Source organism: Klebsiella sp. CN_Kp066 (assembly GCF_040065135.1).
Taxonomy (GTDB): domain Bacteria; phylum Pseudomonadota; class Gammaproteobacteria; order Enterobacterales; family Enterobacteriaceae; genus Klebsiella; species Klebsiella oxytoca.
Map to the genome: position 1 here is coordinate 36,820 of NZ_JBEAIU010000024.1, position 23,282 is coordinate 60,101.

Genomic DNA, 23,282 nt, shown 5'->3' on the forward strand with positions numbered 1-23,282 from the left:
AAATGCATCTTATGTTCCAGGGAATACCCCTTTAGGGTACCAGGCTATTTTTTCTCGCTGACCAGTTTCTGCAGCACGGGTTTTTCCGGACGAGCACGCACGGCAGACACCACGCCGAGCACCAGCAGCAGAATACCGCTTAGGGTCAGAAGCGGGGGCAGACTCTGGCGCAGAATAAAGGTATACAGCAGTCCGGCAAGGGTTTCGAAGACGATCAGCGGCCCGAGGATCACCGTTGGCAGACGCTGGCTGGCAACGTTCCAGCACCACGCCCCAACCCATGAACAGAAGATAGCGATCGCCAGCATCAGGGTGACGAACACCGCCGGGCGCGGGCCGAAGGGGAGCGGGAAGTCCGGGTGCTGTCCATGCAGCCACCCGCAGGCGATAAGGTATCCGACCAGCGATACCGGCAGGGTCACCAGCGCCTGCGCGGTAGCCCACATCATCGGCGGTTTATCCGGGTTTTCCCGCAGCCAACGGGCGTTGCGCAGCGCGTACCAGGCCCAGCACACCACCGAGATCAACGCCAGCAAGATACCGGAGCCGTAGCGCCACGGGCTGAAATCGGGTAAGCCCTGATGCAGTTCAGCGATATTGACGCATGCCAGGCCGAAGGCAATACAGACCAGCGCCGGGAACAGTCGCCGCCACGGCAGCTTTCCATCGCGCTGGCTATAGAGCAGGTTGGCGAAAACCGGCAGCACGACCGGCAGAGTGCCGATAATCATGGTCGACACCGGCGCGCCGGTACGCTGAATCGCGCTGGCCAGGCAGACGTAATAGATTAAGTTGCCCATCAGGGTCAGTCCCAGCGCCGTCCACCAGTCTTTCCTGGCGAGCTGGCGCAGCCGTGCGCGGCCCAGCCAGGCCAGCGGCAGGGCGATCAGCCCCAGCGCCAGATAGCGCCCCATCGACTGTAAAACAGCCGGGTATTCCGGCACCAGTAAAGGGCCCACGAATATCAATCCCCACATCAGCCCTGCCAGCAGGGCGTACAGCACACCACTAATCATCATGCTTTCCATTACTCTTTTTGTTGGCGACAGTGTAGGAGAGGCTTTAGCGGGAATATTGTATGAGGTTGCGCATTAGCGCGGGAGAACCTGCTTTTGATAACGTACCGGGGTAATGCCGTAACGGCGGGTAAACGCGCGGGTCAGGTGCGACTGGTCGGTCAGTCCGGCGGCGAGAGCGACGTCGGCAGCGGGCATACCGTGGGTGAGAAACGCTTTGGCGCGCCACAGGCGAATGGCCATTAACATCTGGTGCGGCGTAACGTGGAAGTGCGCTTTGAACTGGCGCTGGAAATGGTACGGGCTCAGCGCCGCCACCTGCGCCAGCTCATCGAGGGTCACCGTACGCATATAGTTATCATGCAGATAGTCGCGCACCCGCTCGAAGCGGTGGCGAGCTTCGGGCAGCGCAGCGGCATGGTGAGCGAACGGCCGGAAGGTATCGATTAAATCCAGCAGCAGACCCTGCTGCGCGAGCGGATCGTCAGTATGCCACAGGCCGTAGATGAGATTGCCGATTTGCCGGGAGCGAAGCGGGTCCTGACGCACCACTTCGCTGAACCACCAGTGGCGCACGCCAGTCACCTTTTCCAGCGTATCCGGGTCGAGATAAATCATCCGATAGCGCCAGCCGTCGGCAGTCTCCGCCTCGCCGGTATGCAGTTCATCGGGATTCATGGTGACGATAGAGTTAACCGAAGCCACATGCTGGCTGCCGCGATAGCGAAAACGCTCGGCGCCGAGCTCTATCGCGCCGATACCAAAGGCTTCATGGGTGTGCGGTTCAAAGGCGTAGCGGGAGATGTGGGCATGATACAGCTCAACGCCGGGCAGCTGCGCCAGATGGCGAAAGCGCGCGCTGTCTCTTTCATCATTAAACTGTTCCGGTACGCCTTGCATGCGATAACTCCCGACGGACATCCGTACATTATTGAGGATGGTCCGCCGGGATGCTACAAAAATTAACCAGCCTGTAACTTTTACAGGATGCCTTTGATGCTATCAGCGAGGGTGGTGGTCGGGCGGCAAATCAGCGCGCTCAGGGTGCGGCTATTGTCGAACAGCCCGCCTTTGGAGGCGCCGGTATCAGAATCCGCCAGCATATCAGCCAGGCCTGCGGGCAGGCCGACGCCCTTCAGCGCGGCGGCGAAGTCGGCTTCGCTGAGGTTTTGATACACCACGTTTTTACCGCTTTGTTTGCTCAGCTCAGCGGCGAGTTCGCTCAAAGTCCACGCCTCATCGCCCGCCAGTTCATACACTTTTCCGGCGTGGCCCTCTTCGGCGATAACGCGAGCGGCAGCGGCGGCGTAATCCGCGCGGGTAGCAGAGGCGATTTTGCCGTTACCGGCAGCGCCGATAAACACGCCGTGCTCAATCGCCGGCGGCGCGCTGGCGAGATAGTTTTCGGTGTACCAGCCGTTGCGCAGCAGGGCATATGCAATGCCGGAGTCGGCGAGCATCTGCTCGGTGGCGATATGTTCATCCGCCAGCCCCAACGGGGAGGTATCGGCGTGCAGCAGGCTGGTATAGGCGATAAATTTTACGCCGGCAGCTTTCGCTGCATTAATCACGTTGCGGTGCTGGACGGCGCGCTGACCGACCTCGCTGGAAGAGATCAGCAACAGTTTGTCCACGCCCTGTAGGGCGGCGGTCAGGGCCGCTTCATCGCTGTAGTCGGCCTGACGAACCCCTATGCCCCTTTGGCTCAGCGATTCGGCTTTTGCCGGGTTGCGCACGATAGCCACAACCTGGCCCGCGGGGACGGTTTTTAACAGGTTTTCCAGGACGTGTTGGCCAAGCTGGCCGGTTGCGCCGGTAATTGCGATCATGGGTCTTCTCCTTCGTGTTCATTGGCAGTTATGGTAAGCTAACACCTTAACTAACTTTTAGTAAGTACGTACAAAAAGGTAAGTATGAATATGGCGAATCTGACGCTGAGCGAGCAGTTACGTAACGGCAACCTGTTTGCCGAACAGTGCCCCTCGCGGGAAGTGCTCAAACACGTGACCAGCCGCTGGGGCGTACTGATTTTGGTGTCCCTGCGCGATGGCACCCATCGGTTTAGCGATCTGCGGCGTAAGATCGGCGGCGTCAGCGAAAAGATGCTGGCCCAGTCGCTCCAGGCGCTGGAACAGGACGGCTTTCTTAACCGCGTGTCGTATCCGGTGGTGCCGCCGCACGTTGAATATAGTCTGACTCCGCTCGGTGAGCAGGTGAGCGAGAAGGTGGCGGCGCTGGCGGACTGGATTGAACTGAACCTGCCCGCGGTTCTGGCGAACCACGAACAGGTAGCCTGAGGTTGATGTCAGTGTAGCCCCGGTAAGCGCAGCACAACCGGGGAACCGGCAATTATTTACTCAAATCCAGCTGATAAATAGCAAAGCCGATATCGTCGGTAGCCACCTGGCGCATCGGGTATTGCGCTTTCTCTTTGATAAATGCCGCGGCCTTGTCGCCCGGTGAGGTTTCAAAGCGAATATCCAGCGGTACTGTGCTGTGGATCGGCGCCAGGCGCCAGTTGTTATCCGCCGCCGGATGGATCTCGCCGTTTTTCTTCGACTCCGCGCCAATCCACGCCGCCAGCACCGAGCGGTTTTCATCCGGTGAAGCGAACGCGATATGATCCTCGCCGGTGCCCTGGAATTTACCGCCGTAAGCGCGATAGTTGTTGGTCGCGACGAGGAAAGTGGCGTTCGGATCGATTGGCTTGCCGTTAAAGGTCAGATGCTTAATTCGCTCGGCCTGCGGATTCACGCTGTTGCATTCGCCGTCGTAGCGCGCCGGCTGGGTGATATCGATCTGGTAGTTCACGCCGTCAATCACGTCGAAGTTGTAGGTGCGGAAGCCGTCCCAGTTAATCAGCGACTGCGGCTTGCTGCTGGCGGGATCAATTTGATTGAACTGTCCGGCGGAGCACTCCAGCCACTCTTTAACCTCTTTACCGCTGACTTTCATCACCACCAGGGTGTTGGGATACAGGTAGAGGTCGGCGGCGTTGCGGAAGGTGAGCTGCCCTTTTTCCACTTCAACAAAGCTGGCCGGGTCATTTTTACGTCCGCCGACTTTAAACGGCGCGGCGGCGGAGAGTACCGGCAGCTTCGCCAGATCCGGGTCGCCCTGAATGTAGTGCTCAACGTAGGCCTTCTGGGCCATATTGACCACCTGTACGGTTGGGTCGTCCTGCACCAGCGCCAGGTAGCTGTACATATTATCCGAGGATTTACCAATCGGTTTGCCGACAAACTCGCGGGTGGCGTCATGGTCGGCTTTTAATACCGCCACCATGTTGCTGTCTTCTGCCGCCAGCGATTTCTTCGCCACCGAGTCGTAGATCGGCCGCGCTTCGGCTTTCGCTGCGCTGACCTGCCATTTGCCGCTGTCGTTGTTAAGGACCAGATCGACCACCCCAAGGTGATCGCCCCACATGCCCGGCATCACTGCCGGTACGCCGTTCAGCGTACCTTTCGCGATATCCGCGCCTTTGATACCGGCAAAATCTTTGCTCGGGAAGACGGCGTGAGCGTGGCCGAACATAATGGCATCGACCCCAGGCACCTGGCTTAAATAGTAAACGGAGTTCTCCGCCATGGCCTGATACGGGTCGGCGGAGAGGCCGGAGTGGGCAATGACCACCACCACGTCCGCGCCTTTTTCGCGCATTTCCGGGACAAACTTGCGTGCGGTTGCGGTAATGTCGTTAACGGTCACCTTACCGCTAAGATTGGCTTTATCCCAGGTCATTATCTGCGGTGGTACGAAGCCGATATAGCCAATGCGCAGCGTCTGCGTTTTGCCGTCGCTATCCTTCACCTGGGTATCCTGAATCAGATAAGGCGTAAACATCGGTTTGCCGGTTTTGACGTCGATAATATTGGCGTTCACGTAGGGGAACTTCGCCCCTGCCAGCGCTTTATGCAGGAAGTCGAGCCCGTAGTTAAACTCGTGGTTGCCGAGGTTGCCCACGACATAATCCAGGGTATTCATCGCCTTGTAGACCGGGTGAACATCGCCCTCTTTCAGACCCTTTGCGGCCATATAGTCACCCAGCGGGCTGCCCTGAATAACATCGCCGTTATCGACCAGTACGCTATTGCTGACTTCCTGACGCGCTTTCTCAATCAAGGTTGCGGTACGCACCAGGCCAAATTTTTCCGTGGCGGCATCTTTGTAATAGTCAAAGTCCATCATATTACTGTGCAGATCGGTGGTTTCCATGATCCGCAAATCGACCGTTGCCGCATTTACGCTGGCGGCGATCAGCGTGGCCAGTAGCGTTGCGCTAAACTTAATCATCAGTGGCGTCCTTTTTATATGAGCAGTGGCACAGAAGAAAATGTATTTACATTCTGTTGCTTACAGAAATGTGAATCATGCCAGAAAAGCGGTGAAGGAAACCGCCATCGTTATCACAGATAGCGGAACTCACAATGATGCGATATAAATAAAACAACGAGTTAACGCCACTGTAACCAGACGAGGTGGAGAATGTTAGAACAAGTATGTCAGCTTGCACGGAATGCGGGCGATGCCATCATGGAAGTTTACGATGGAAAACAGCCGATGGACGTTACCAGCAAGAAGGACGATTCTCCGGTCACGGCCGCGGATATTGCGGCGCACAAGGTGATTATCAGCGGCCTGCTGGCCCTGACGCCCGATATTCCGGTTCTGTCGGAAGAGGATCCGCCGGCCTGGGAGGTGCGCCAGCACTGGCAGCGCTACTGGCTGGTGGACCCGCTGGACGGCACCAAAGAGTTTATCAAGCGCAACGGCGAGTTTACCGTCAATATCGCCTTGATTGAAAACGGTAAACCGACCCTGGGCGTGGTCTACGCGCCGGTGATGAAGGTGATGTACAGCGCGGAAAAGGGCAAAGCATGGAAAGAGGAGTGCGGCGTTCGCAAGCAGATTCAGGTCCGCGATGCGCGCCCGCCGCTGGTGGTGATTAGCCGTTCACACGGCAATGACCCGGAGCTGCAGGAGTATCTTGAGCAGCTTGGTGAACACCAGACCACCTCAATTGGTTCGTCGCTGAAGTTCTGTCTGGTCGCTGAAGGGCAGGCCCAGCTTTACCCACGCTTCGGGCCGACAAGTACCTGGGACACCGCGGCCGGTCATGCGGTCGCCAGCGCCGCCGGGGCGCACGTTCACGACTGGCAGGGGCGTACTCTTGATTACACGCCGCGTGAATCGTTCCTCAACCCCGGCTTCCGGGTCTCTATTTATTAAGCAACTTGTGCAGCAGGCCCACTACCTGCTGCACCTCCTGCTGGCTGAGCGCGCCGTCTTTAGCCCACTGCACGCGACCCTCTTTGTCCAGCACCACGATGGCTGAACTCTCTTCTTCGAGCTGCCACGCTTTGCGCACCGCGCCGTTGCTGTCGACGATGAACTGTGACCAGGGGTAGAGCTGCTTATTGTTCTCGATACTGCTGCGGACAAACATTCCCGAGCCTGGGATAGCGTCATCGGTATTGACGATAGTCGTCGTTTGGTAGCGATTGTGCGGCAGCTTCGCGCTTTTAATGGCTTCAATTAAGGTCGCGTTTTTTTCTTTTGCCGACGAGCGACCGGCAATGTGCATCACAACGCGCACTTTTCCCGCCAGCTGCGCGCTATTCCAGCTTTTATAGCTAAATTTATCGTTATCCAGCACCAGTTCTCCCCGATCCGCTACGCCGACCGGCGCAACGCGCTGACCATCGACAAAGTTATGCGCCGAGGCCAACAGTGGGAACAGGAGACATGAAACGGCCAGTAATCTACGTAGGGTCATGGTGTTTCCTTTTATTATCTTTGCAGGTGATCCGACCACTTGGTCTGCTTTAATCATAAGTGCGATTTATCGGCATTACCCGCAATGATGGTGCCAGTTTGCGTGTTGACGCACAATTCCGTCTAAAATCGGCGACTTATACTACCTTCATCGGATGCCTGAAACGAAAACTCTGAATTATTGTCATCATAAGGTAAATAAACTTATACAAACTGGGTATCACTCAGATTCTGGACTATAGTTTCAGGGCATTAAAATTTGCGATTCCGGTACGTGGGCTAACTGTGGCACCACAGGAGCGTAACCCTGGCAGGAGACAACAATGAAAATTTTCCAACGCTACAACCCGCTACAAGTAGCGAAGTACGTGAAGATCCTGTTCCGTGGACGTTTGTATATCAAGGACGTTGGCGCTTTTGAGTTTGATAAGGGCAAAATCCTTATCCCGAAGGTTAAGGACAAGCTGCATTTGTCAGTGATGTCCGAAGTCAACCGCCAGGTCAGCCGTCTACAAACAGAGATGGCATAACCTGAAAAGTGGTATGACTACACGGTAAAAAGGCGGCTCCCCCAGGGAGCCGTTGATGTTTCTGGACCCGGCATCAGCCCCAGATTGGTCGGCATACGCAGACTTAAGTGTATATCGATGGGCAATGCGTAATCTGACGAGATTGCGATCTTTATTGGCCGGGCAAGGCGTTAGCCGCCGCCCGGCAACAGGGGGGAAGAACAGCGTTCGCGAGAAAGCGTTACGCTGACTCTTTATCACTGTTCGCCGCGTCCGGCAGCTTGGGCACCAGCACCGTCGGCTTATTGTCGATGCGGGTCACCAGCAGCTGATCGATGCGGTAGTTGTCGATATCCACCACCTCGAATTTATAGCCGGAGAACTTCACCGCGTCGGTCCGCTTGGGAATTTTACGCAGCATAAACATCATAAAGCCGCCAATGGTCTCGTAATTTCCGGACTGTGGGAAATCATCGATATCCAGCACCCGCATCACGTCGTCGATCGGCGTGCCGCCGTCAATCAGCCAGGAGTTCTCATCGCGTGCGACGATCTGCTCTTCCAGCCCCTGGCCGACCAGATCGCCCATCAGGGTGGTCATCACGTCGTTAAGGGTGATAATCCCGACGACCAGCGCATACTCGTTCATGATCACGGCGAAGTCTTCACCGGCGGTTTTAAAGCTTTCCAGCGCTTCAGACAGCGTCAGGGTATCCGGGACAATCAGCGTATTGCGAATCTGTACGCCGCCGGTCAGCACCAGGCTTTGGTTCGCCAGCACGCGGTTCAGCAGGTCTTTGGAGTCAACGTAGCCGATGATGTGGTCGATATCTTCGTTACACACCAGGAACTTAGAGTGCGGATGCTCTGCAACCTTATTCTTCAGGCTCTGTTCATCTTCATGGAGATCGAACCAGATGACGTTTTCACGCGAAGTCATGGACGAAGGCACGGTGCGCGACTCCAGCTCAAACACGTTCTCAATCAGCTCATGCTCCTGCTTACGCAGCACCCCGGCCAGCGCGCCGGCTTCCACTACGGCGTAAATATCATCGGAGGTAATGTCGTCTTTACGCACCATCGGAATTTTGAACAGGCGGAAGATGTTGTTGGCCATGCCGTTGAACAACCACACCAGCGGGCGGAAGAGAAACAGGCAGAAGCGCATCGGGTTGATGATGCGTAAAGCGACGGCTTCAGGCGCAATCATACCGATGCGTTTCGGGGTCAGGTCAGCAAACAGAATGAACAGGCTGGTGACCAGGGTAAAGGAGATAATAAAGCTCAGCTGCTCGGAGAGCTCGGGGGACATATAGCGACTAAAGAGGCCGTGAAACGCCGGCGAAAATGCAGCATCGCCAACGATACCGCCGAGAATCGCTACCGCGTTGAGGCCGATTTGCACCACGGTAAAGAACATACCGGGGTTTTCCTGCATCTTCAGCACGCGTTGAGCGTTGACGTTGCCGTCATCGGCCAGCAGCTTGAGTTTGATTTTACGTGATGCGGCCAGCGAGATTTCCGATATCGAAAAGAACGCACTGACGGCTATCAGACAAAGTATTACTAAAATACTGTTTAACATATCTTATCTGACCGTTGAGATCAGATCCTCGGAAGGGAAGTGGATAACGCTAAGTGGAATTCACAAAAAGCCGGTCCGAAGGCTCTGGACCGGCGATAACACGGCGTAGTATAGCGTAAGGTACTGTAAAGCCGCCAGAGCGTAAATTATTCAATCCGGCAGCCTGCTATTACGGGTCAACGGCATCAGGGCTGCGGCGGTAAACAAACCCCAATCCCGCCGATACCGCAGTATCCGTAGGGGTTTTTATGCAGATACTGCTGATGATCGTCTTCCGCATAATAGAACGGCTTTGCCGTGGCGATCTCGGTGGTGATAGCGCGCGGGTCGTTGGCTTCCTTCATTGCCGCCTGGAAACGCGCGAGGCTGGCTTTCGCGGCTTCGCTCTGTTCCGGCGTCAGCGGATAAATAGCGGAACGATACTGCGTGCCGCGGTCGTTACCCTGCTGCATGCCCTGCGCCGGGTCGTGATTTTCCCAGAAGACCTGAAGCAGCTGCTCATAGCTGATAACCTGCGGATCGTAGACCACGCGCACGGCCTCAGCATGGCCCGTCTCGCCGCTGCAAACTTCACGATAGGTGGGGTTTGGCGTGTAGCCGCCGGTGTAACCTGCGGCGGTGCTATAAACGCCGGGCAGTTGCCAGAACAGGCGTTCGACGCCCCAGAAACAGCCCATGGCGAACAGAGCGACTTCCATTCCGGCGGGGACGTTGGTCATCGAATGGCCATTGACGGCGTGGAGCGTAGCCACCGGCATCGGCGTATTGCGTCCCGGCAGCGCGTCCGCTTGGGCGACAAGATGCGTTTTATCAAATAGACTCACGGTGGGCCTCTCTAACAGAAAATGTGGTTAAGGTTGTAACCAAGCGTGACTTTTAACACAATAACCACGCTTAATACGTCTAGATTTAAACATAAGAATTATTTGGGTTAACGTCTATTTTTCAACCCTTAGTTGTTAGGGTTTTGTTAAGCCGTGGAGCGGCACTTTCGTTTCCTTCGGGGGGAAACAAGGATATTCAGGAGAAAACGTGCTACAAATCCGCCAGTTATGTATCACCAGCCTTTTGCTGGTCAGCGGGGTCGCCAGCGCAGCGAACGTGCGTTTGCAGGTTGAGGGGTTATCCGGGGAACTGGAAAAAAACGTCCGCGCCCAACTCTCTACGATCCAGAGCGATGAAGTTACGCCGGACCGGCGCTTTCGTGCGCGCGTGGATGATGCTATCCGCGAAGGTCTGAAAGCGCTCGGCTACTATGAGCCCACCATCGATTTTGATTTACGTCCGCCGCCGGCGAAGGGGCGCCAGGTACTGATCGCCAAAGTCACGCCCGGCGAACCGGTGCGCATTGGCGGCACTGAAGTCATTTTACGCGGCGGAGCCCGAACCGATCGCGACTATCTGGATTTGTTAAACACGCGACCGGCCATCGGTACCATCCTCAATCACGGTGATTATGATAGCTTTAAAAGCTCTCTGACCCGGGTCGCGCTGCGTAAGGGCTACTTCGATAGCGAGTTTAATAAAAGCCAGCTTGGGGTTTCTCTTGACCGTCATCAGGCCTTCTGGGATATCGACTACAACAGCGGCGAGCGCTACCGCTTTGGCCCGGTGACCTTTGAGGGCTCGCAAATTCGCGACGAATATCTGCAAAATCTGGTGCCGTTTAAGCAGGGCGACTATTACACCTCGCAGGATCTCGCCGAACTCAACCGCCGCCTGGCGGCGACCGGCTGGTTCAGTTCCGTCGTCGTGGCGCCGCAGTTTGAGAAGTCCCGCCAGACGAAAGTGTTGCCTTTGCAGGGCGTGGTTTCTCCGCGCAAAGAGAATACTGTTGAGACCGGGGTCGGCTACTCAACCGACGTCGGGCCGCGCGTCAAAGGGACCTGGAGAAAGCCGTGGATGAACTCCTACGGCCACAGCCTGACCTCCAGCCTCAGTCTGTCCGCTCCTGAACAGCAGCTTGATTTCAGCTACAAGGTACCGCTGCTAAAAAGCCCGCTTGAACAGTACTACCTGATGCAGGGCGGCTTTAAGCGTACCGATCTCAATGATACCCAGGCGGATTCTACCACCCTGGCCGTGTCGCGCTATTGGGAGATGTCGAGCGGCTGGCAGCGCGCGCTGAACCTGCGCTGGAGTCTCGACCACTTTACCCAGGCCAACGTCACCAATACCACGATGCTGATCTATCCCGGCGTGTCGGTGAACCGGACCCGTTCTCGCGGCGGCCTGATGCCGACCTGGGGCGATTCACAGCGCTATTCGGTGGACTACTCCAACACCATGTGGGGCTCGGATATTAACTTTATCGTGATGCAGGCGCAGGACGTCTGGATCCGCACCCTTTATGACCGCCACCGCTTCGTGGTACGCGGCAACCTTGGCTGGATTGAGGCCGATAACTTCAGCAAAGTCCCGCCGGATCTGCGTTTCTTCGCCGGTGGCGACCGCAGCATTCGCGGTTATAAATACAAATCTATCTCGCCAAAAGATGATGACGGCAAGCTGATGGGGGCTTCGAAGCTGGCCACCGGCTCGCTGGAGTATCAGTACAACGTGAGCGGCAAATGGTGGGGCGCGGTGTTCGTCGATAGCGGCGAAGCGGTGAGCGATATCCGCGAAAGCAACTTTAAAACCGGCGCTGGCCTCGGCGTACGCTGGCAGTCCCCGGTCGGTCCAATCAAGCTGGATATCGCCAGACCGATCGGTGACAAAGAAGAACACGGTTTACAGTTTTATATCGGCCTGGGGCCTGAATTATGAGTTTATGGAAGAAGATAAGCCTCGGCGTACTGATTTTTCTGGTGCTGCTGCTGGGGACGGTAGGATTCCTGGTGGGGACGACGACTGGCCTGCATCTGGTTATCAAAGCCGCCGATCGCTGGGTCCCTGGGCTGGAAATTGGCAAAGCCACCGGCGGCTGGCGCGATCTGACGCTGGAGAACGTGCGCTTTGAGCAGCCGGGCGTGGCGGTCACCGCCGGGCAGTTCCACCTTGGCGTTAAGCTACGCTGCCTGTGGGACAGTAGCCTGTGCGTCAACGATATTTCTCTGCGCGATATCTATGTGGCGATCGATACCAGCAAAATGCCGCCAGCGGCGCCGGTTGAAGAAGAAGATAGCGGGCCGCTGAATCTCTCCACGCCTTACCCCATCACCCTGAGCCGGGTGGCGCTGCATAACGTCAACGTGAAAATTGACGATACGGCCGTTTCGCTGCGCGATTTTTCCACGGGGCTTAACTGGCAAGAGAAAAACCTGACCCTGACGCCGACCTCGCTGCAGGGGCTGCTTATCGCGCTGCCGAAGGTGGCGAAAGTGGCCCAGGAGCAGGTCGTTGAGCCGAAAATTGACAATCCGCAGCCGGAAGAAAAGCCGCTCGGCGAGACGATGAAAGACCTGTTCTCGAAGCCGGTGCTGCCGGAAATGACCGATGTCCATCTGCCGTTGAATCTCAATATTCAGGAGTTTCGCGGCGAGCAGCTGCGTCTGACCGGCGATACCGATATGACCATCTACTCGCTGCTGCTCAAAGTCAGCAGCATTGATGGGCAGATGAAGCTGGACGCGCTGGACGTGGATTCTGACCAGGGCAAAGTGACGGCTTCCGGTAATGCACAACTGCAGGATAACTGGCCGGTCGATATCACCCTCAACGGTACGCTGAATGTAGACCCGCTCAAGGGCGAGAAAGTGCAGCTCAAAGTGGGCGGCGAAGTGCGTAAAAAGCTCACGCTCGGCGTGGATCTGAACGGCCCTGTCGCCATGACGCTGCGCGCCGAAACGCAGCTGGCGGAGGCCGGCCTGCCGCTGGATATGGAGGTGAAAAGCAAGCAGCTTTACTGGCCATTTACCGGCGAGAAAGCGTATCAGGCTGACGACCTACTGCTGAAATTTAACGGCAAGATGACCGACTACACGCTGGCCTTCAGCACCGCGGTGAAAGGGCAGTCGCTGCCGCCAGCGAAAATTAGCCTGAACGCGAAGGGCAACGAGCAGCAGGTGAATCTCGACAAGCTCACCGTCGCCGCCCTCGAAGGAAAAACCGAGTTGAAAGCGCTGCTCGACTGGCAGCAGGCGATCAGCTGGCGCGGCGAACTGACGCTTAACGGTATCAACACCGCTAAAGAGGTACCGGACTGGCCGTCGAAGCTCAACGGACTGATTAAGACCCAGGGCAGCCTGTACGGCGGCAGCTGGCAGATGTCGGTACCGGAGCTGAAAATCACCGGTAACGTGAAGCAAAACAAAGTCGACGTGAGCGGTTCGCTGCAGGGCAACAGCTATATGCAGTGGAAAATCCCCGGCCTGCATCTGGCTCTGGGCCCCAACAGCGCCGACGTGAAAGGCGAGCTGGGAGTTAAAGATCTTAACCTCGACGCCACCATTGACGCGCCGCATCTCGATAACGCCCTGCCGGGCCTGGGCGGGACGGCGAAGGGATTAGTAAAAGTTCGCGGCACCGTCGATGCGCCGCAGCTGCTGGCGGATATCACCGCCCGGGCGCTGCGCTGGCAGGAGCTATCGGTGGCTCAGGTGAACGTGAAGGGCGATGTGAAATCCACCGACCAGATTGGCGGTCATCTTGACGTACGCGTGGACCGCATTAGCCAGCCGGGCGTGAATATCAGCCTGGTGCAGCTCAACGCGAAGGGCAACGAGAAACAGCACGACCTGCAGCTGCGGGTGCAGGGCGATCCGGTTTCCGGACAGCTGTCGCTGGCAGGCAGTTTTGACCGCAAAGAGGAGCGCTGGAAAGGTACGCTGAGCAATACCCGCTTCCAGACGCCGGTAGGGCCGGTGGCGCTGACGCGCAACATCGCGCTGGATTACCGTAACCTCGAGCAGAAAATCAGCATTGGACCGCACTGCTGGACTAACCCGAATGCCGAACTGTGCGTACCGCAGACCATTGACGCCGGCGCGAGCGGGCGCGCGGTAGTGAATCTCAACCGTTTCGACCTGGCGATGCTGAAGCCGTTTATGCCGGAAGAGACGCAGGCCAGCGGCGTGTTTAGCGGCAATGCCGACGTGAGCTGGGACACCACCAAAGAGGGGCTACCGCAGGGCAAGGTCACCCTGAGCGGACGTAACGTGAAGGTGACCCAGACGGTCAACGACGCGCCGCTGCCGGTGGCGTTCGATACCCTGAATCTTACGGCCGATCTGCACAACAATCGCGCCCAGCTGGGCTGGCTGATTCGCCTGACCAACAATGGTCAACTGGATGGGCAGGTGCAGGTCACCGATCCGCAGGGCCGACGTAATCTGGGCGGGAACGTGAATATCAGCAACTTCTCGCTGGCGATGATCAACCCTATCTTCTCGCGCGGTGAAAAGGCGGAAGGGCGGCTCAATGCGCGTCTGACGCTGGGCGGCAACGTACAGAGCCCGCAGCTGTACGGGCAGATGCAGCTGAATGGCGTGGATATTGACGGCAACTTTATGCCGTTCGATATGCAGCCGAGCCAGCTGGCGATGAATTTCACCGGTACCCGCTCGACCCTACAAGGGACGGTGAATACCAGCCAGGGCCATATTGCGCTCAGCGGTAACGCCGACTGGACGCAGATTGACAACTGGCGCGCGCAGATTGCCGCGAAGGGCAGCCGGGTGCGGATAACCGTGCCGCCGATGGTGCGCCTGGATGTTTCGCCAGATGTCGTCTTTACCGCCACGCCAAGCCTGTTTAACCTGGATGGTAGCGTTGACGTGCCCTGGGCAAGAATCGTCGTCAATGAAGTGCCGGAAAGCGCCGTTGGGGTCTCTTCTGACGAAGTCATGCTGGATAAAAATCTGCAGCCGATTAAGCAGCAGAGCGCCGGTATTCCGATTAACAGCAACCTGACGATTCATGTAGGCAACAACGTTCGCCTCGACGCCTTTGGTCTGAAAGCGCGTCTGACCGGCGATTTGAAAGTGGCTCAGGATAAACAGGGGCTGGGCCTCAACGGGCAGATTAATATCCCGGAAGGCCGCTTCCATGCCTACGGCCAGGATCTGATCGTGCGTAAAGGCGAACTGCTGTTCTCCGGACCGCCGGATCAGCCGCTGCTGAACATCGAAGCCATTCGTAATCCGGATGCCACGGAAGACGACGTGATCGCCGGCGTTCGCGTGACCGGTTCGGCCGATCAGCCGAAAGCGGAAATTTTCTCCGATCCGGCCATGTCGCAGCAGGAAGCGCTCTCTTACCTGCTGCGCGGGCAGGGTTTGGGCAGCGGACAGAGCGATAGTGCGGCAATGACCTCCATGCTTATTGGTATGGGGGTTGCACAAAGTGGTCAGGTTGTGGGTAAAATCGGCGAGACGTTTGGCGTAAGTAATCTGGCGCTGGATACCGAAGGGGTGGGCGACTCCTCCCAGGTGGTGGTCAGCGGCTACGTGCTGCCGGGTCTGCAGGTAAAATATGGGGTAGGGATCTTTGACTCCCTGGCGACGTTGACGTTACGTTATCGCCTGATGCCTAAGCTATATATGGAAGCCGTGTCTGGCGTAGACCAGGCTCTCGATTTGCTCTATCAGTTTGAGTTTTAGCAATGCGAATATTTGTTTACGGCAGTTTACGACGCAAACAAGGCAACAGCCACTGGATGACCAACGCTCAGTGGCTGGGCGATCATAGTGTCAATGATTATCAACTGTACAGCCTGGGCCACTATCCAGGCGCGGTGCCCGGAGATGGCACGGTACATGGTGAGGTCTATCGTATTGACGCATCGACGCTGGCTGAATTGGATGCGCTGCGTACTAAAGGCGGCGAGTATGCTCGTCACCTGATCCAGACGCCCTACGGTAGCGCCTGGATGTATGTCTATCAGCGCCCCGTTGAGGGCTTCACGCTGATAGAAAGCGGCAACTGGTTGGATAAAGACCAGTATTAATAACGATAACGCCACCTTCGGGTGGCGTTGTTTTTTATAGGGGGATGTTGTCGGCCCGCTAAGGCATCAGCCGCCGCTCAGCAATAGAGCAACGCCCAAAAAAAACACCGCCGGAGGCGGTGTTTTTGCGAACCTGAGTGCGGCAGAATTACTTCTTAGCGCGCTCGAAGGAAGCCACGATTTCGGCTTTCGCCGCTTCAGCGTTGTCCCAGCCGTCAACTTTAACCCATTTGCCTGCTTCGAGGTCTTTATAGTGCTCGAAGAAGTGGGTTATCTGCGCTTTCAGCAGTTCCGGCAGGTCGTTCACATCTTTGATGTGATCGTATTCTTTGCTCAGCTTGGTGTGCGGTACCGCAACCAGTTTCGCATCTTCACCGGATTCGTCGGTCATTTTCAGTACGCCAACCGGACGGCAGCGGATAACGGAACCCGGCTGCAGCGGGTACGGCGTCGGGACCAGAACGTCAACCGGGTCGCCGTCCAGGGACAGGGTGTGGTTGATGTAGCCGTAGTTGCACGGATAGAACATCGCCGTGGACATGAAACGGTCAACGAACAGTGCACCGCTCTCTTTGTCGACTTCGTATTTGATAGGATCTGCGTTCGCCGGGATCTCGATCACGACGTAGATGTCTTCCGGCAGATCTTTGCCCGCAGGTACGTTGAGTAAGCTCATGTCTGTTTCCTTTAAAATGTATGGCAAACAAGTGCCCGGTATTATAGCCAACTCACATCGAATGTCTTCGCTTCTTTTTCCCCAGAACGGGTGGGTGGAGTCCGAATTTTTCGGCGTAATACAGCCTGAAAATCCATAAACATAGCCGCATACTGAATAAAATTATGTAACCGTTTTCATTGCATATGCTTGATATCTCAAAGCGCGCAAAATTTCGTCATAAACGGCGAAGCTCGCGCGGGTCGCGAAGCCTCACCGGCTCTCCGCTGAAGAGTAACGCACCGATTAACATCTAATTAACTTTTTTGAAGTGTGATGTAACGCATTCAGTTACATCTCCGATTGTCTATAGTTTGTCCGCTGGTGAGGCTTTATCCAACAATAACCCTACGAGGATCCTCTTATGTGGAAGCGCTTACTTCTTGTCACCGCAGTTTCCGCAGCTATGTCGTCTATGGCCATGGCTGCCCCTCTGACCGTGGGTTTTTCACAGGTCGGCTCTGAATCCGGCTGGCGTGCGGCAGAAACCAACGTCGCGAAGGAGGAAGCCGCGAAGCGCGGTATCACTCTGAAGATTGCCGATGCGCAGCAAAAACAGGAAAACCAGATTAAAGCCGTCCGCTCTTTTATCGCTCAGGGCGTCGATGCCATCTTCATCGCTCCGGTGGTGGCGACCGGCTGGGAACCGGTACTGAAAGAAGCGAAAGAGGCCAAAATCCCGGTATTCCTGCTCGACCGCTCCATTGATGTTAAAGATAAAGACCTCTACATGACCACCGTGACCGCCAACAACGTGCTGGAAGGCCAGTTGATCGGCGAGTGGCTGGTGAAAACCGTCGATGGCAAACCGTGTAACGTTGTTGAGCTGCAGGGGACCGTAGGCGCCAGCGTGGCGATTGACCGTAAGAAAGGCTTCGCCGAAGCCATTTCTAAAGCCCCTAATATCAAAATTATCCGTTCCCAGTCCGGCGACTTTACCCGCAGTAAGGGCAAAGAAGTGATGGAAAGCTTTATCAAAGCGGAGAACAACGGCAAGAACATCTGCATGGTTTACGCCCATAACGACGACATGGTGATTGGCGCTATTCAGGCGATTAAAGAAGCCGGGCTGAAGCCGGGCAAAGATATCCTCACCGGCTCTATCGACGGCGTGCCGGATATTTATAAAGCGATGATGGCCGGTGAAGCTAACGCCAGCGTCGAGCTGACGCCGAATATGGCCGGCCCGGCGTTCGATGCGCTGGAGAAATACAAAAAAGACGGCACCCTGCCTGAAAAAGTCACCATCACTCAATCGACGCTCTACCTGCCGGATACGGCGAAAGAAGAGTTAGAGAAGAAGAAAAATATGGGCTACTGAGTCGTAGCTAAGAACAGGCCACGTTCCCGGTGGCGCTACGCTGACCGGGCTACAGTTTCACCGCCGTCTGCGGAGCGGGTAGCCCGGACAGGCGCGCAGCGCCGCCTCCGGGATTTCCCCGGTCGCTATAGCACGGCTGATTTCCCTCTCCTCCCCTCGGGGAGAGGGCAAAGGTGAGGGGAGAGCATGAACGGCGAATCGCATCAGGAAATCCTTCGTACGGAAGGGCTCAGCAAGTTTTTCCCCGGCGTGAAAGCGCTGGATAACGTTAATTTCAGCCTGCGCCGGGGCGAAATCATGGCTCTGCTAGGCGAAAACGGCGCGGGTAAATCTACCCTGATTAAAGCGCTGACCGGCGTCTATCACGCCGACCGCGGGACAATCTGGCTGGAAGGCCAGGCGATTTCGCCGAAAAACACCGCCCATGCCCAACAACTGGGGATTGGTACCGTCTATCAGGAAGTGAACCTGCTGCCTAACATGTCGGTGGCGGATAATCTGTTTATCGGCCGTGAGCCCCGGCGTTTTGGCCTGCTGCGGCGTAAAGAGATGGAAAAGCGCGCCACCGCGCTGATGGCATCCTACGGTTTTTCCCTTGATGTACGCGAGCCGCTGAACCGCTTTTCGGTGGCGATGCAGCAGATTGTCGCCATCTGCCGGGCGATCGACCTGTCAGCAAAGGTGTTAATTCTTGATGAACCGACCGCCAGCCTGGATACCCAGGAGGTGGAGATGCTCTTCACCTTGATGCGCCAGCTGCGCGATAGCGGGGTCAGCCTGATTTTCGTCACCCATTTCCTCGACCAGGTTTACGCCGTCAGCGATCGTATCACCGTGCTGCGCAACGGCGGTTTTGTCGGCTGCCGGGAAACCCGCGAGCTGCCGCAAATTGAGCTGGTGAAGATGATGCTGGGCCGCGAGCTGGAGCATAACGCCCTGCAGCGCGCGGGCCGCACCCTGCTCAGCGATAAGCCGGTGGCCGCCTTCGAAGATTTTGGCAAAAAAGGCACCATTGCACCGTTTAGTCTGCAGGTCCGTCCCGGTGAAATCGTCGGCCTGGCGGGTCTGTTAGGCTCGGGGCGCACGGAAACGGCGGAGGTAATCTTCGGCATTAAACCCGCCGACAGCGGCAAAGCGTGGATCAAAGGCAAGCCGCAAACCCTGCGCTCGCCGCATCAGGCATCCTGCCTCGGGATCGGCTTCTGCCCGGAGGACCGCAAAACCGACGGCATTATCGCCGCCGCCTCGGTGCGGGAAAATATTGTTCTCGCGCTACAGGCGCAGCGCGGCTGGCTGCGGCCGATTGGGCGGCGCGAACAAAATGAGATTGCCGAACGTTTTATTCGTCAGCTGGGTATTCGTACCCCCAGCGCCGAACAGCCGATCGAATTTCTCTCAGGCGGTAATCAGCAAAAGGTACTTCTCTCCCGCTGGCTGCTGACGAAACCGCAGTTCCTGATCCTCGATGAACCCACCCGCGGTATTGACGTGGGTGCCCACGCCGAGATCATCCGCCTGATCGAAACCCTGTGCGCCGATGGTCTGGCGCTGCTGGTTATTTCTTCAGAGCTGGAAGAGCTGGTGGGTTACGCCGATCGGGTGATTATCATGCGCGATCGCCAGCAGGTGGCGGAGCTGGCTCTGAGCGAGCTCTCCGTGCCGGCGATCATGAACGCTATTGCGGCATAAGGAGTAACCGATGATGCCTCAATCTGTTCCGAAAACCGGCCAGCCGAAACGGCGCGTTAACTGGCCCAAAGGGATGCCGCAGATCGTTGCGCTGCTGCTGGTGCTGGTGGTGGACAGCCTGGTCGCCCCGCATTTCTACCAGATCGTGCTCCAGGAGGGGCGACTGTTCGGCAGCCCGATTGATATTTTGAACCGCGCCGCGCCGGTGGCGCTGCTGGCGATCGGCATGACGCTGGTTATCGCCACTGGCGGGATTGACCTCTCCGTCGGGGCGGTGATGGCGATTGCCGGCGCAACGGCAGCGTCGATGACCGTGGCGGGACACAGCCTGCCGGTTGTGCTGCTGGCTTCGCTGGGAGCCGGCGCGCTGGCGGGCCTGTGGAACGGTATCCTTGTGGCGGTGCTGAAGATCCAGCCGTTTGTCGCCACGCTGATCCTGATGGTCGCCGGACGCGGCGTGGCGCAGCTGATCACCTCCGGGCAGATCGTCACCTTTGACTCCCCGCCGCTGGCCTGGTTGGGCAGCGGATCGCTGCTGCTGTTCCCGACGCCGGTGATAATCGCCATCGTTACGCTGGTGCTGTTCTGGCTGTTTACCCGCAAAACCGCGCTGGGGATGTTTATCGAAGCGGTGGGGATTAACATTCGTGCGGCGAAAAACGCTGGGGTAAATACCCGCATCGTCGTGATGCTGGCCTACGTGCTGAGCGGAGTATGCGCGGCCATCGCCGGCATTATCGTCGCGGCGGATATTCGCGGCGCGGATGCCAATAACGCCGGGCTATGGCTAGAGCTGGATGCCATTCTGGCGGTCGTTATCGGCGGCGGCTCGCTGATGGGCGGGCGCTTTAATCTGCTGCTCTCGGTTGTCGGGGCACTGATTATCCAGGGCATGAATACCGGGATCCTGCTGTCCGGTTTCCCGCCGGAGCTTAATCAGGTAGTCAAAGCGGTGGTGGTGCTGTGCGTACTGATCGTCCAGTCGCCGCGCTTTATCAGCATACTGAAGGGGATGCGTGGCCATGATAAAACGTAATTTACCGTTAATGATTACCCTCGCGGTCTTCGTACTGGGATACCTTTACTGCCTGACGCAGTTTCCCGGCTTTGCCTCGACGCGGGTGATCTGCAATATCCTGACCGACAATGCTTTTCTCGGGATCATCGCCGTCGGCATGACGTTCGTGATCCTCTCCGGCGGGATCGATCTGTCGGTGGGGTCGGTGATCGCCTTCACCGGGGTATTCCTCGCCAAAGCGATCGGTTTCTGGGGGATCTCGCCGCTGGTGGCATTTCCGCTAGTGCTGGTGATGGGCTGCGCTTTTGGCGCCTTTATGGGGCTGCTCATCGATGCGTTGAAGATCCCGGCGTTTATCATCACGCTTGCCGGGATGTTTTTTCTGCGCGGCGTCAGCTATCTGGTTTCGGAGGAGTCGATTCCCATCAATCATCCGGTGTATGACGCGCTTTCCGGACTGGCATGGACCATCCCCGGCGGCGGTCGTCTGAGCGCCATGGGGCTGTTGATGCTGCTGGTGGTGATCGGTGGCATTTTTATGGCCCACCGCACCCGCTTTGGCAATCAGGTTTACGCCATTGGCGGCAACGCGACGTCGGCCAACCTGATGGGGATCTCCACGCGGAGCACGACGATTCGCATCTATATGCTCTCTACCGGTCTGGCGACGCTGGCGGGGATCGTCTTCTCTATTTATACCCAGGCGGGTTATGCGCTGGCAGGGGTTGGCGTCGAGCTGGACGCCATTGCTTCGGTGGTGATCGGCGGCACGCTGTTAAGCGGTGGCGTGGGCACGGTTCTCGGCACCCTGTTTGGCGTCGCCATTCAGGGGCTGATTCAAACCTATATCAACTTCGACGGTACGCTTAGTTCATGGTGGACCAAGATCGCCATCGGTATTCTGCTGTTTATCTTTATCGCGCTGCAGCGCGGCCTGACGGTGCTGTGGGAGAATCGGCAGAGTTCGCCGGTGACAAGGGTAAATGTGCGTGCGACTGCTGAGTAGTATTCTGGTTTTTCGCTCAACTTATGTACGTACTCGCCATGTTCATCCATGATAGGTGCCTGATACAACAGGCACCCTGAAAAGGGATATTTTGAGCAAAGGAACGCTATTAATGGATATGGTTGAATGTGAAGGATTATCAGGCAAGTGCGCCAGCTGTGGGCAAAAGGTATTGCCTCCGGCGCGTTATTGCAAAACCTGTAAGGATAAAAAATATACCGGTATCGGCGGCTGGCTTTATCTGCCGGCTTTAACCCTGACGCTCAGCTCGCTTTTACAGATCGTCGGGATATGTAATACGGTAACGGTTTTTCTGGATGTTGAAGAGGAGTTTAGAGCGTTTGCGCTGTTTGAAGCGGCTGGGGCACTATTTCTTTGGTTATTGGTAGTTTATACGACGATGTTGTTTTTCAGGAAGAAACGTCAGTTGCCAAATTATTATACTGTCTGGGTTCTGTTCACCACGATTCTCTACGCCATCGACTGCTGGATTGCTGCGCATTTTTATGGTGTAGGGCTGGAGGTTGAAGATATAAAAATTTTGGCCTCATGCGCGCTGCAGATAATCATCTGGATACCTTATTTCCACCTGTCGAAACGCGTCAAACTCACCTTCGTGAACTAAAGCAAATAGACGCCGGAATTATCCGGCGTCTGAATATTACGCGTCCGGGAACTCTTTAATAAAGTTCTCGACGTCTTCGACCATATGGTTATTGCCGACGAAGAAAGAGCGGCGCTGGTGCAGGCTTTCCGGGATAATATCCAGAATGCGCTCTTTACCGTCGCTGGCCTTGCCGCCCGCCTGTTCAGCGAGGAACGCCATCGGGTTGCACTCGTACAGCAGACGCAGTTTACCGTCCGGGTGGCTGGCGGTGCTCGGGTAGAGGTAGATGCCGCCTTTGAGCAGGTTGCGGTGGAAATCCGCTACCAGCGAGCCGATATAGCGCGAGGTATACGGGCGCTGGGTCTCTTTATCTTCTTCCTGGCAGTACTTGATGTACTTCTTCACGCCCATCGGGAACTTGATGTAGTTACCTTCGTTAATCGAGTAGGTATTCCCCTTTTCCGGGAAGCGCATGCGTTCCTGGCACAGGCAGAACACGCCAAGGGACGGGTCGTAGGTAAAGGCGTGGACGCCGCAGCCGGTGGTATAAACCAGCATCGTCGAGGAACCGTAAACCACATAGCCGGCGGCGACCTGGCGGTTACCCGGCTGCAGGAAGTCTTCTTCGGTGACGGGAGTACCCACCGGCGTGACGCGGCGATAGATAGAGAAAATCGTCCCGACGGAGACGTTAACGTCGATGTTAGAGGAGCCATCCAGAGGGTCCATCAGCACCACGTATTTGGCGTGTTCACAGCCTTCAAAGACGACGATTTCATCTTCTTCTTCAGAGGCGATCCCGGCAACAATATCGCGTGCTCGCAGTGCGGCTTTCAGCTTTTCATTGGCAAACAGGTCGAGTTTTTGCTGCACCTCGCCCTGAACGTTTTCAGCACCGCTGGCACCCAGGATATCGACCAGACCGGCCTTGTTGATATCGCGGTGGATGATCTTGGCGCCTAACTTTATCGCCGACAACAAAGCAGTCAGCTCGCCCGTTGCGTGAGAGAACTCGTGCTGCTTTTCGACAATAAATTCACCTAACGTTTTCATAACCCGTTCCCTGCATGTTTATGTGAAGTAAAACGAACAAAACAATCTTAACAAAGAATAAAAAAAGTTCGCACAGGTGAATCGCGCCAGCAAAATACGGAT

Annotated in this window: 20 protein-coding genes; 11 read left to right on the forward strand and 9 right to left on the reverse strand. The window is 56.6% G+C overall.

Features of this window, described 5'->3' with window-relative positions; all coding sequences use genetic code 11:
* Window positions 1-44 precede the first annotated feature (44 nt).
* From ABLV75_RS05530 to ABLV75_RS05540, 3 genes are all read right to left on the reverse strand, one after another.
* Window positions 45-1,016 (reverse strand): DMT family transporter, encoded by a 972-nt coding sequence (locus ABLV75_RS05530; protein WP_004109061.1) that lies wholly within the window; start codon window positions 1,014-1,016, stop codon window positions 45-47.
* A 75-nt stretch (window positions 1,017-1,091) separates the two neighbouring features.
* On the reverse strand, window positions 1,092-1,916 hold the full coding sequence (locus tag ABLV75_RS05535) for an AraC family transcriptional regulator (RefSeq protein ID WP_004109060.1): 825 nt from the start codon (window positions 1,914-1,916) through the stop codon (window positions 1,092-1,094).
* An 80-nt stretch (window positions 1,917-1,996) separates the two neighbouring features.
* Window positions 1,997-2,845 (reverse strand): SDR family oxidoreductase, encoded by an 849-nt coding sequence (locus tag ABLV75_RS05540; protein ID WP_004109057.1) that lies wholly within the window; start codon window positions 2,843-2,845, stop codon window positions 1,997-1,999.
* Window positions 2,846-2,935: 90 nt separating this feature from the next.
* Between ABLV75_RS05540 and ABLV75_RS05545 the strand changes: the two genes are divergently transcribed.
* Complete coding sequence (locus ABLV75_RS05545; protein WP_004098015.1) at window positions 2,936-3,313, forward strand: helix-turn-helix domain-containing protein; 378 nt, start codon at window positions 2,936-2,938, stop codon at window positions 3,311-3,313.
* A gap of 52 nt (window positions 3,314-3,365) precedes the next feature.
* On the opposite strand, the gene ABLV75_RS05550 is transcribed toward ABLV75_RS05545, so the two are convergent.
* Window positions 3,366-5,309: a bifunctional 2',3'-cyclic-nucleotide 2'-phosphodiesterase/3'-nucleotidase gene (locus ABLV75_RS05550; protein WP_004109051.1), complete on the reverse strand. Its 1,944-nt coding sequence runs from the start codon at window positions 5,307-5,309 to the stop codon at window positions 3,366-3,368.
* A gap of 192 nt (window positions 5,310-5,501) precedes the next feature.
* On the opposite strand from ABLV75_RS05550, the gene cysQ reads away from it, so the two are divergent.
* Window positions 5,502-6,245 (forward strand): 3'(2'),5'-bisphosphate nucleotidase CysQ, encoded by a 744-nt coding sequence (gene cysQ, locus ABLV75_RS05555; RefSeq protein WP_004109048.1) that lies wholly within the window; start codon window positions 5,502-5,504, stop codon window positions 6,243-6,245.
* On the opposite strand, the gene ABLV75_RS05560 is transcribed toward cysQ, so the two are convergent.
* Complete coding sequence (locus ABLV75_RS05560; RefSeq protein WP_004109045.1) at window positions 6,235-6,792, reverse strand: YtfJ family protein; 558 nt, start codon at window positions 6,790-6,792, stop codon at window positions 6,235-6,237. The two genes, cysQ and ABLV75_RS05560, sit on opposite strands and share 11 nt — an antisense overlap.
* A gap of 322 nt (window positions 6,793-7,114) precedes the next feature.
* Between ABLV75_RS05560 and ABLV75_RS05565 the strand changes: the two genes are divergently transcribed.
* Window positions 7,115-7,321, forward strand: a complete 207-nt coding sequence (locus ABLV75_RS05565; RefSeq protein ID WP_004098023.1) for a DUF1107 domain-containing protein — start codon at window positions 7,115-7,117, stop codon at window positions 7,319-7,321.
* Between the two features lie 220 nt (window positions 7,322-7,541).
* On the opposite strand, the gene ABLV75_RS05570 is transcribed toward ABLV75_RS05565, so the two are convergent.
* Complete coding sequence (locus ABLV75_RS05570) at window positions 7,542-8,885, reverse strand: hemolysin family protein (RefSeq protein ID WP_004109043.1); 1,344 nt, start codon at window positions 8,883-8,885, stop codon at window positions 7,542-7,544.
* A gap of 185 nt (window positions 8,886-9,070) precedes the next feature.
* The gene (gene msrA, locus ABLV75_RS05575) at window positions 9,071-9,709 is read right to left on the reverse strand and encodes a peptide-methionine (S)-S-oxide reductase MsrA (RefSeq protein WP_004109039.1); all 639 of its coding nucleotides are present in this window, start codon (window positions 9,707-9,709) and stop codon (window positions 9,071-9,073) included.
* 208 nt (window positions 9,710-9,917) lie between these two features.
* On the opposite strand from msrA, the gene tamA reads away from it, so the two are divergent.
* The 3 genes from tamA to ABLV75_RS05590 are packed head-to-tail and all read left to right on the forward strand — an operon-like array spanning window position 9,918 to window position 15,771.
* Complete coding sequence (tamA, locus tag ABLV75_RS05580; RefSeq protein WP_004109036.1) at window positions 9,918-11,651, forward strand: autotransporter assembly complex protein TamA; 1,734 nt, start codon at window positions 9,918-9,920, stop codon at window positions 11,649-11,651.
* Window positions 11,648-15,424 (forward strand): autotransporter assembly complex protein TamB, encoded by a 3,777-nt coding sequence (gene tamB, locus ABLV75_RS05585; RefSeq protein ID WP_004109028.1) that lies wholly within the window; start codon window positions 11,648-11,650, stop codon window positions 15,422-15,424. Before tamA ends, tamB begins: the two co-directional genes overlap by 4 nt.
* 2 nt (window positions 15,425-15,426) lie before the next feature.
* A complete protein-coding gene (locus ABLV75_RS05590) occupies window positions 15,427-15,771 on the forward strand; it encodes a gamma-glutamylcyclotransferase (RefSeq protein ID WP_004098039.1) in 345 nt (114 codons plus the stop codon).
* Window positions 15,772-15,919: 148 nt separating this feature from the next.
* On the opposite strand, the gene ppa is transcribed toward ABLV75_RS05590, so the two are convergent.
* Window positions 15,920-16,447, reverse strand: coding sequence for an inorganic diphosphatase (gene ppa / locus ABLV75_RS05595; RefSeq protein ID WP_004109025.1), 528 nt, complete (start codon window positions 16,445-16,447; stop codon window positions 15,920-15,922).
* 403 nt (window positions 16,448-16,850) lie between these two features.
* On the opposite strand from ppa, the gene ytfQ reads away from it, so the two are divergent.
* The 5 genes from ytfQ to ABLV75_RS05620 all read left to right on the forward strand — a co-directional run bounded on the left by ytfQ (window position 16,851) and on the right by ABLV75_RS05620 (window position 22,145).
* Window positions 16,851-17,807 carry a galactofuranose ABC transporter, galactofuranose-binding protein YtfQ gene (ytfQ, locus tag ABLV75_RS05600; RefSeq protein ID WP_004109022.1) on the forward strand — a complete coding sequence of 319 codons (957 nt, stop codon included), beginning with the start codon at window positions 16,851-16,853 and terminating at the stop codon, window positions 17,805-17,807.
* Between the two features lie 186 nt (window positions 17,808-17,993).
* Window positions 17,994-19,496, forward strand: coding sequence for a galactofuranose ABC transporter, ATP-binding protein YtfR (ytfR, locus tag ABLV75_RS05605; protein WP_004109019.1), 1,503 nt, complete (start codon window positions 17,994-17,996; stop codon window positions 19,494-19,496).
* A gap of 10 nt (window positions 19,497-19,506) precedes the next feature.
* A complete protein-coding gene (gene ytfT / locus ABLV75_RS05610) occupies window positions 19,507-20,532 on the forward strand; it encodes a galactofuranose ABC transporter, ATP-binding protein YtfT (protein WP_017145075.1) in 1,026 nt (341 codons plus the stop codon).
* Window positions 20,519-21,520, forward strand: a complete 1,002-nt coding sequence (yjfF, locus tag ABLV75_RS05615) for a galactofuranose ABC transporter, permease protein YjfF (RefSeq protein WP_004109013.1) — start codon at window positions 20,519-20,521, stop codon at window positions 21,518-21,520. Before ytfT ends, yjfF begins: the two co-directional genes overlap by 14 nt.
* A gap of 112 nt (window positions 21,521-21,632) precedes the next feature.
* Window positions 21,633-22,145, forward strand: coding sequence for a DUF2569 domain-containing protein (locus ABLV75_RS05620; RefSeq protein WP_047720436.1), 513 nt, complete (start codon window positions 21,633-21,635; stop codon window positions 22,143-22,145).
* A 36-nt stretch (window positions 22,146-22,181) separates the two neighbouring features.
* On the opposite strand, the gene fbp is transcribed toward ABLV75_RS05620, so the two are convergent.
* Complete coding sequence (gene fbp, locus ABLV75_RS05625) at window positions 22,182-23,180, reverse strand: class 1 fructose-bisphosphatase (RefSeq protein ID WP_004109008.1); 999 nt, start codon at window positions 23,178-23,180, stop codon at window positions 22,182-22,184.
* Window positions 23,181-23,282 lie beyond the last annotated feature (102 nt).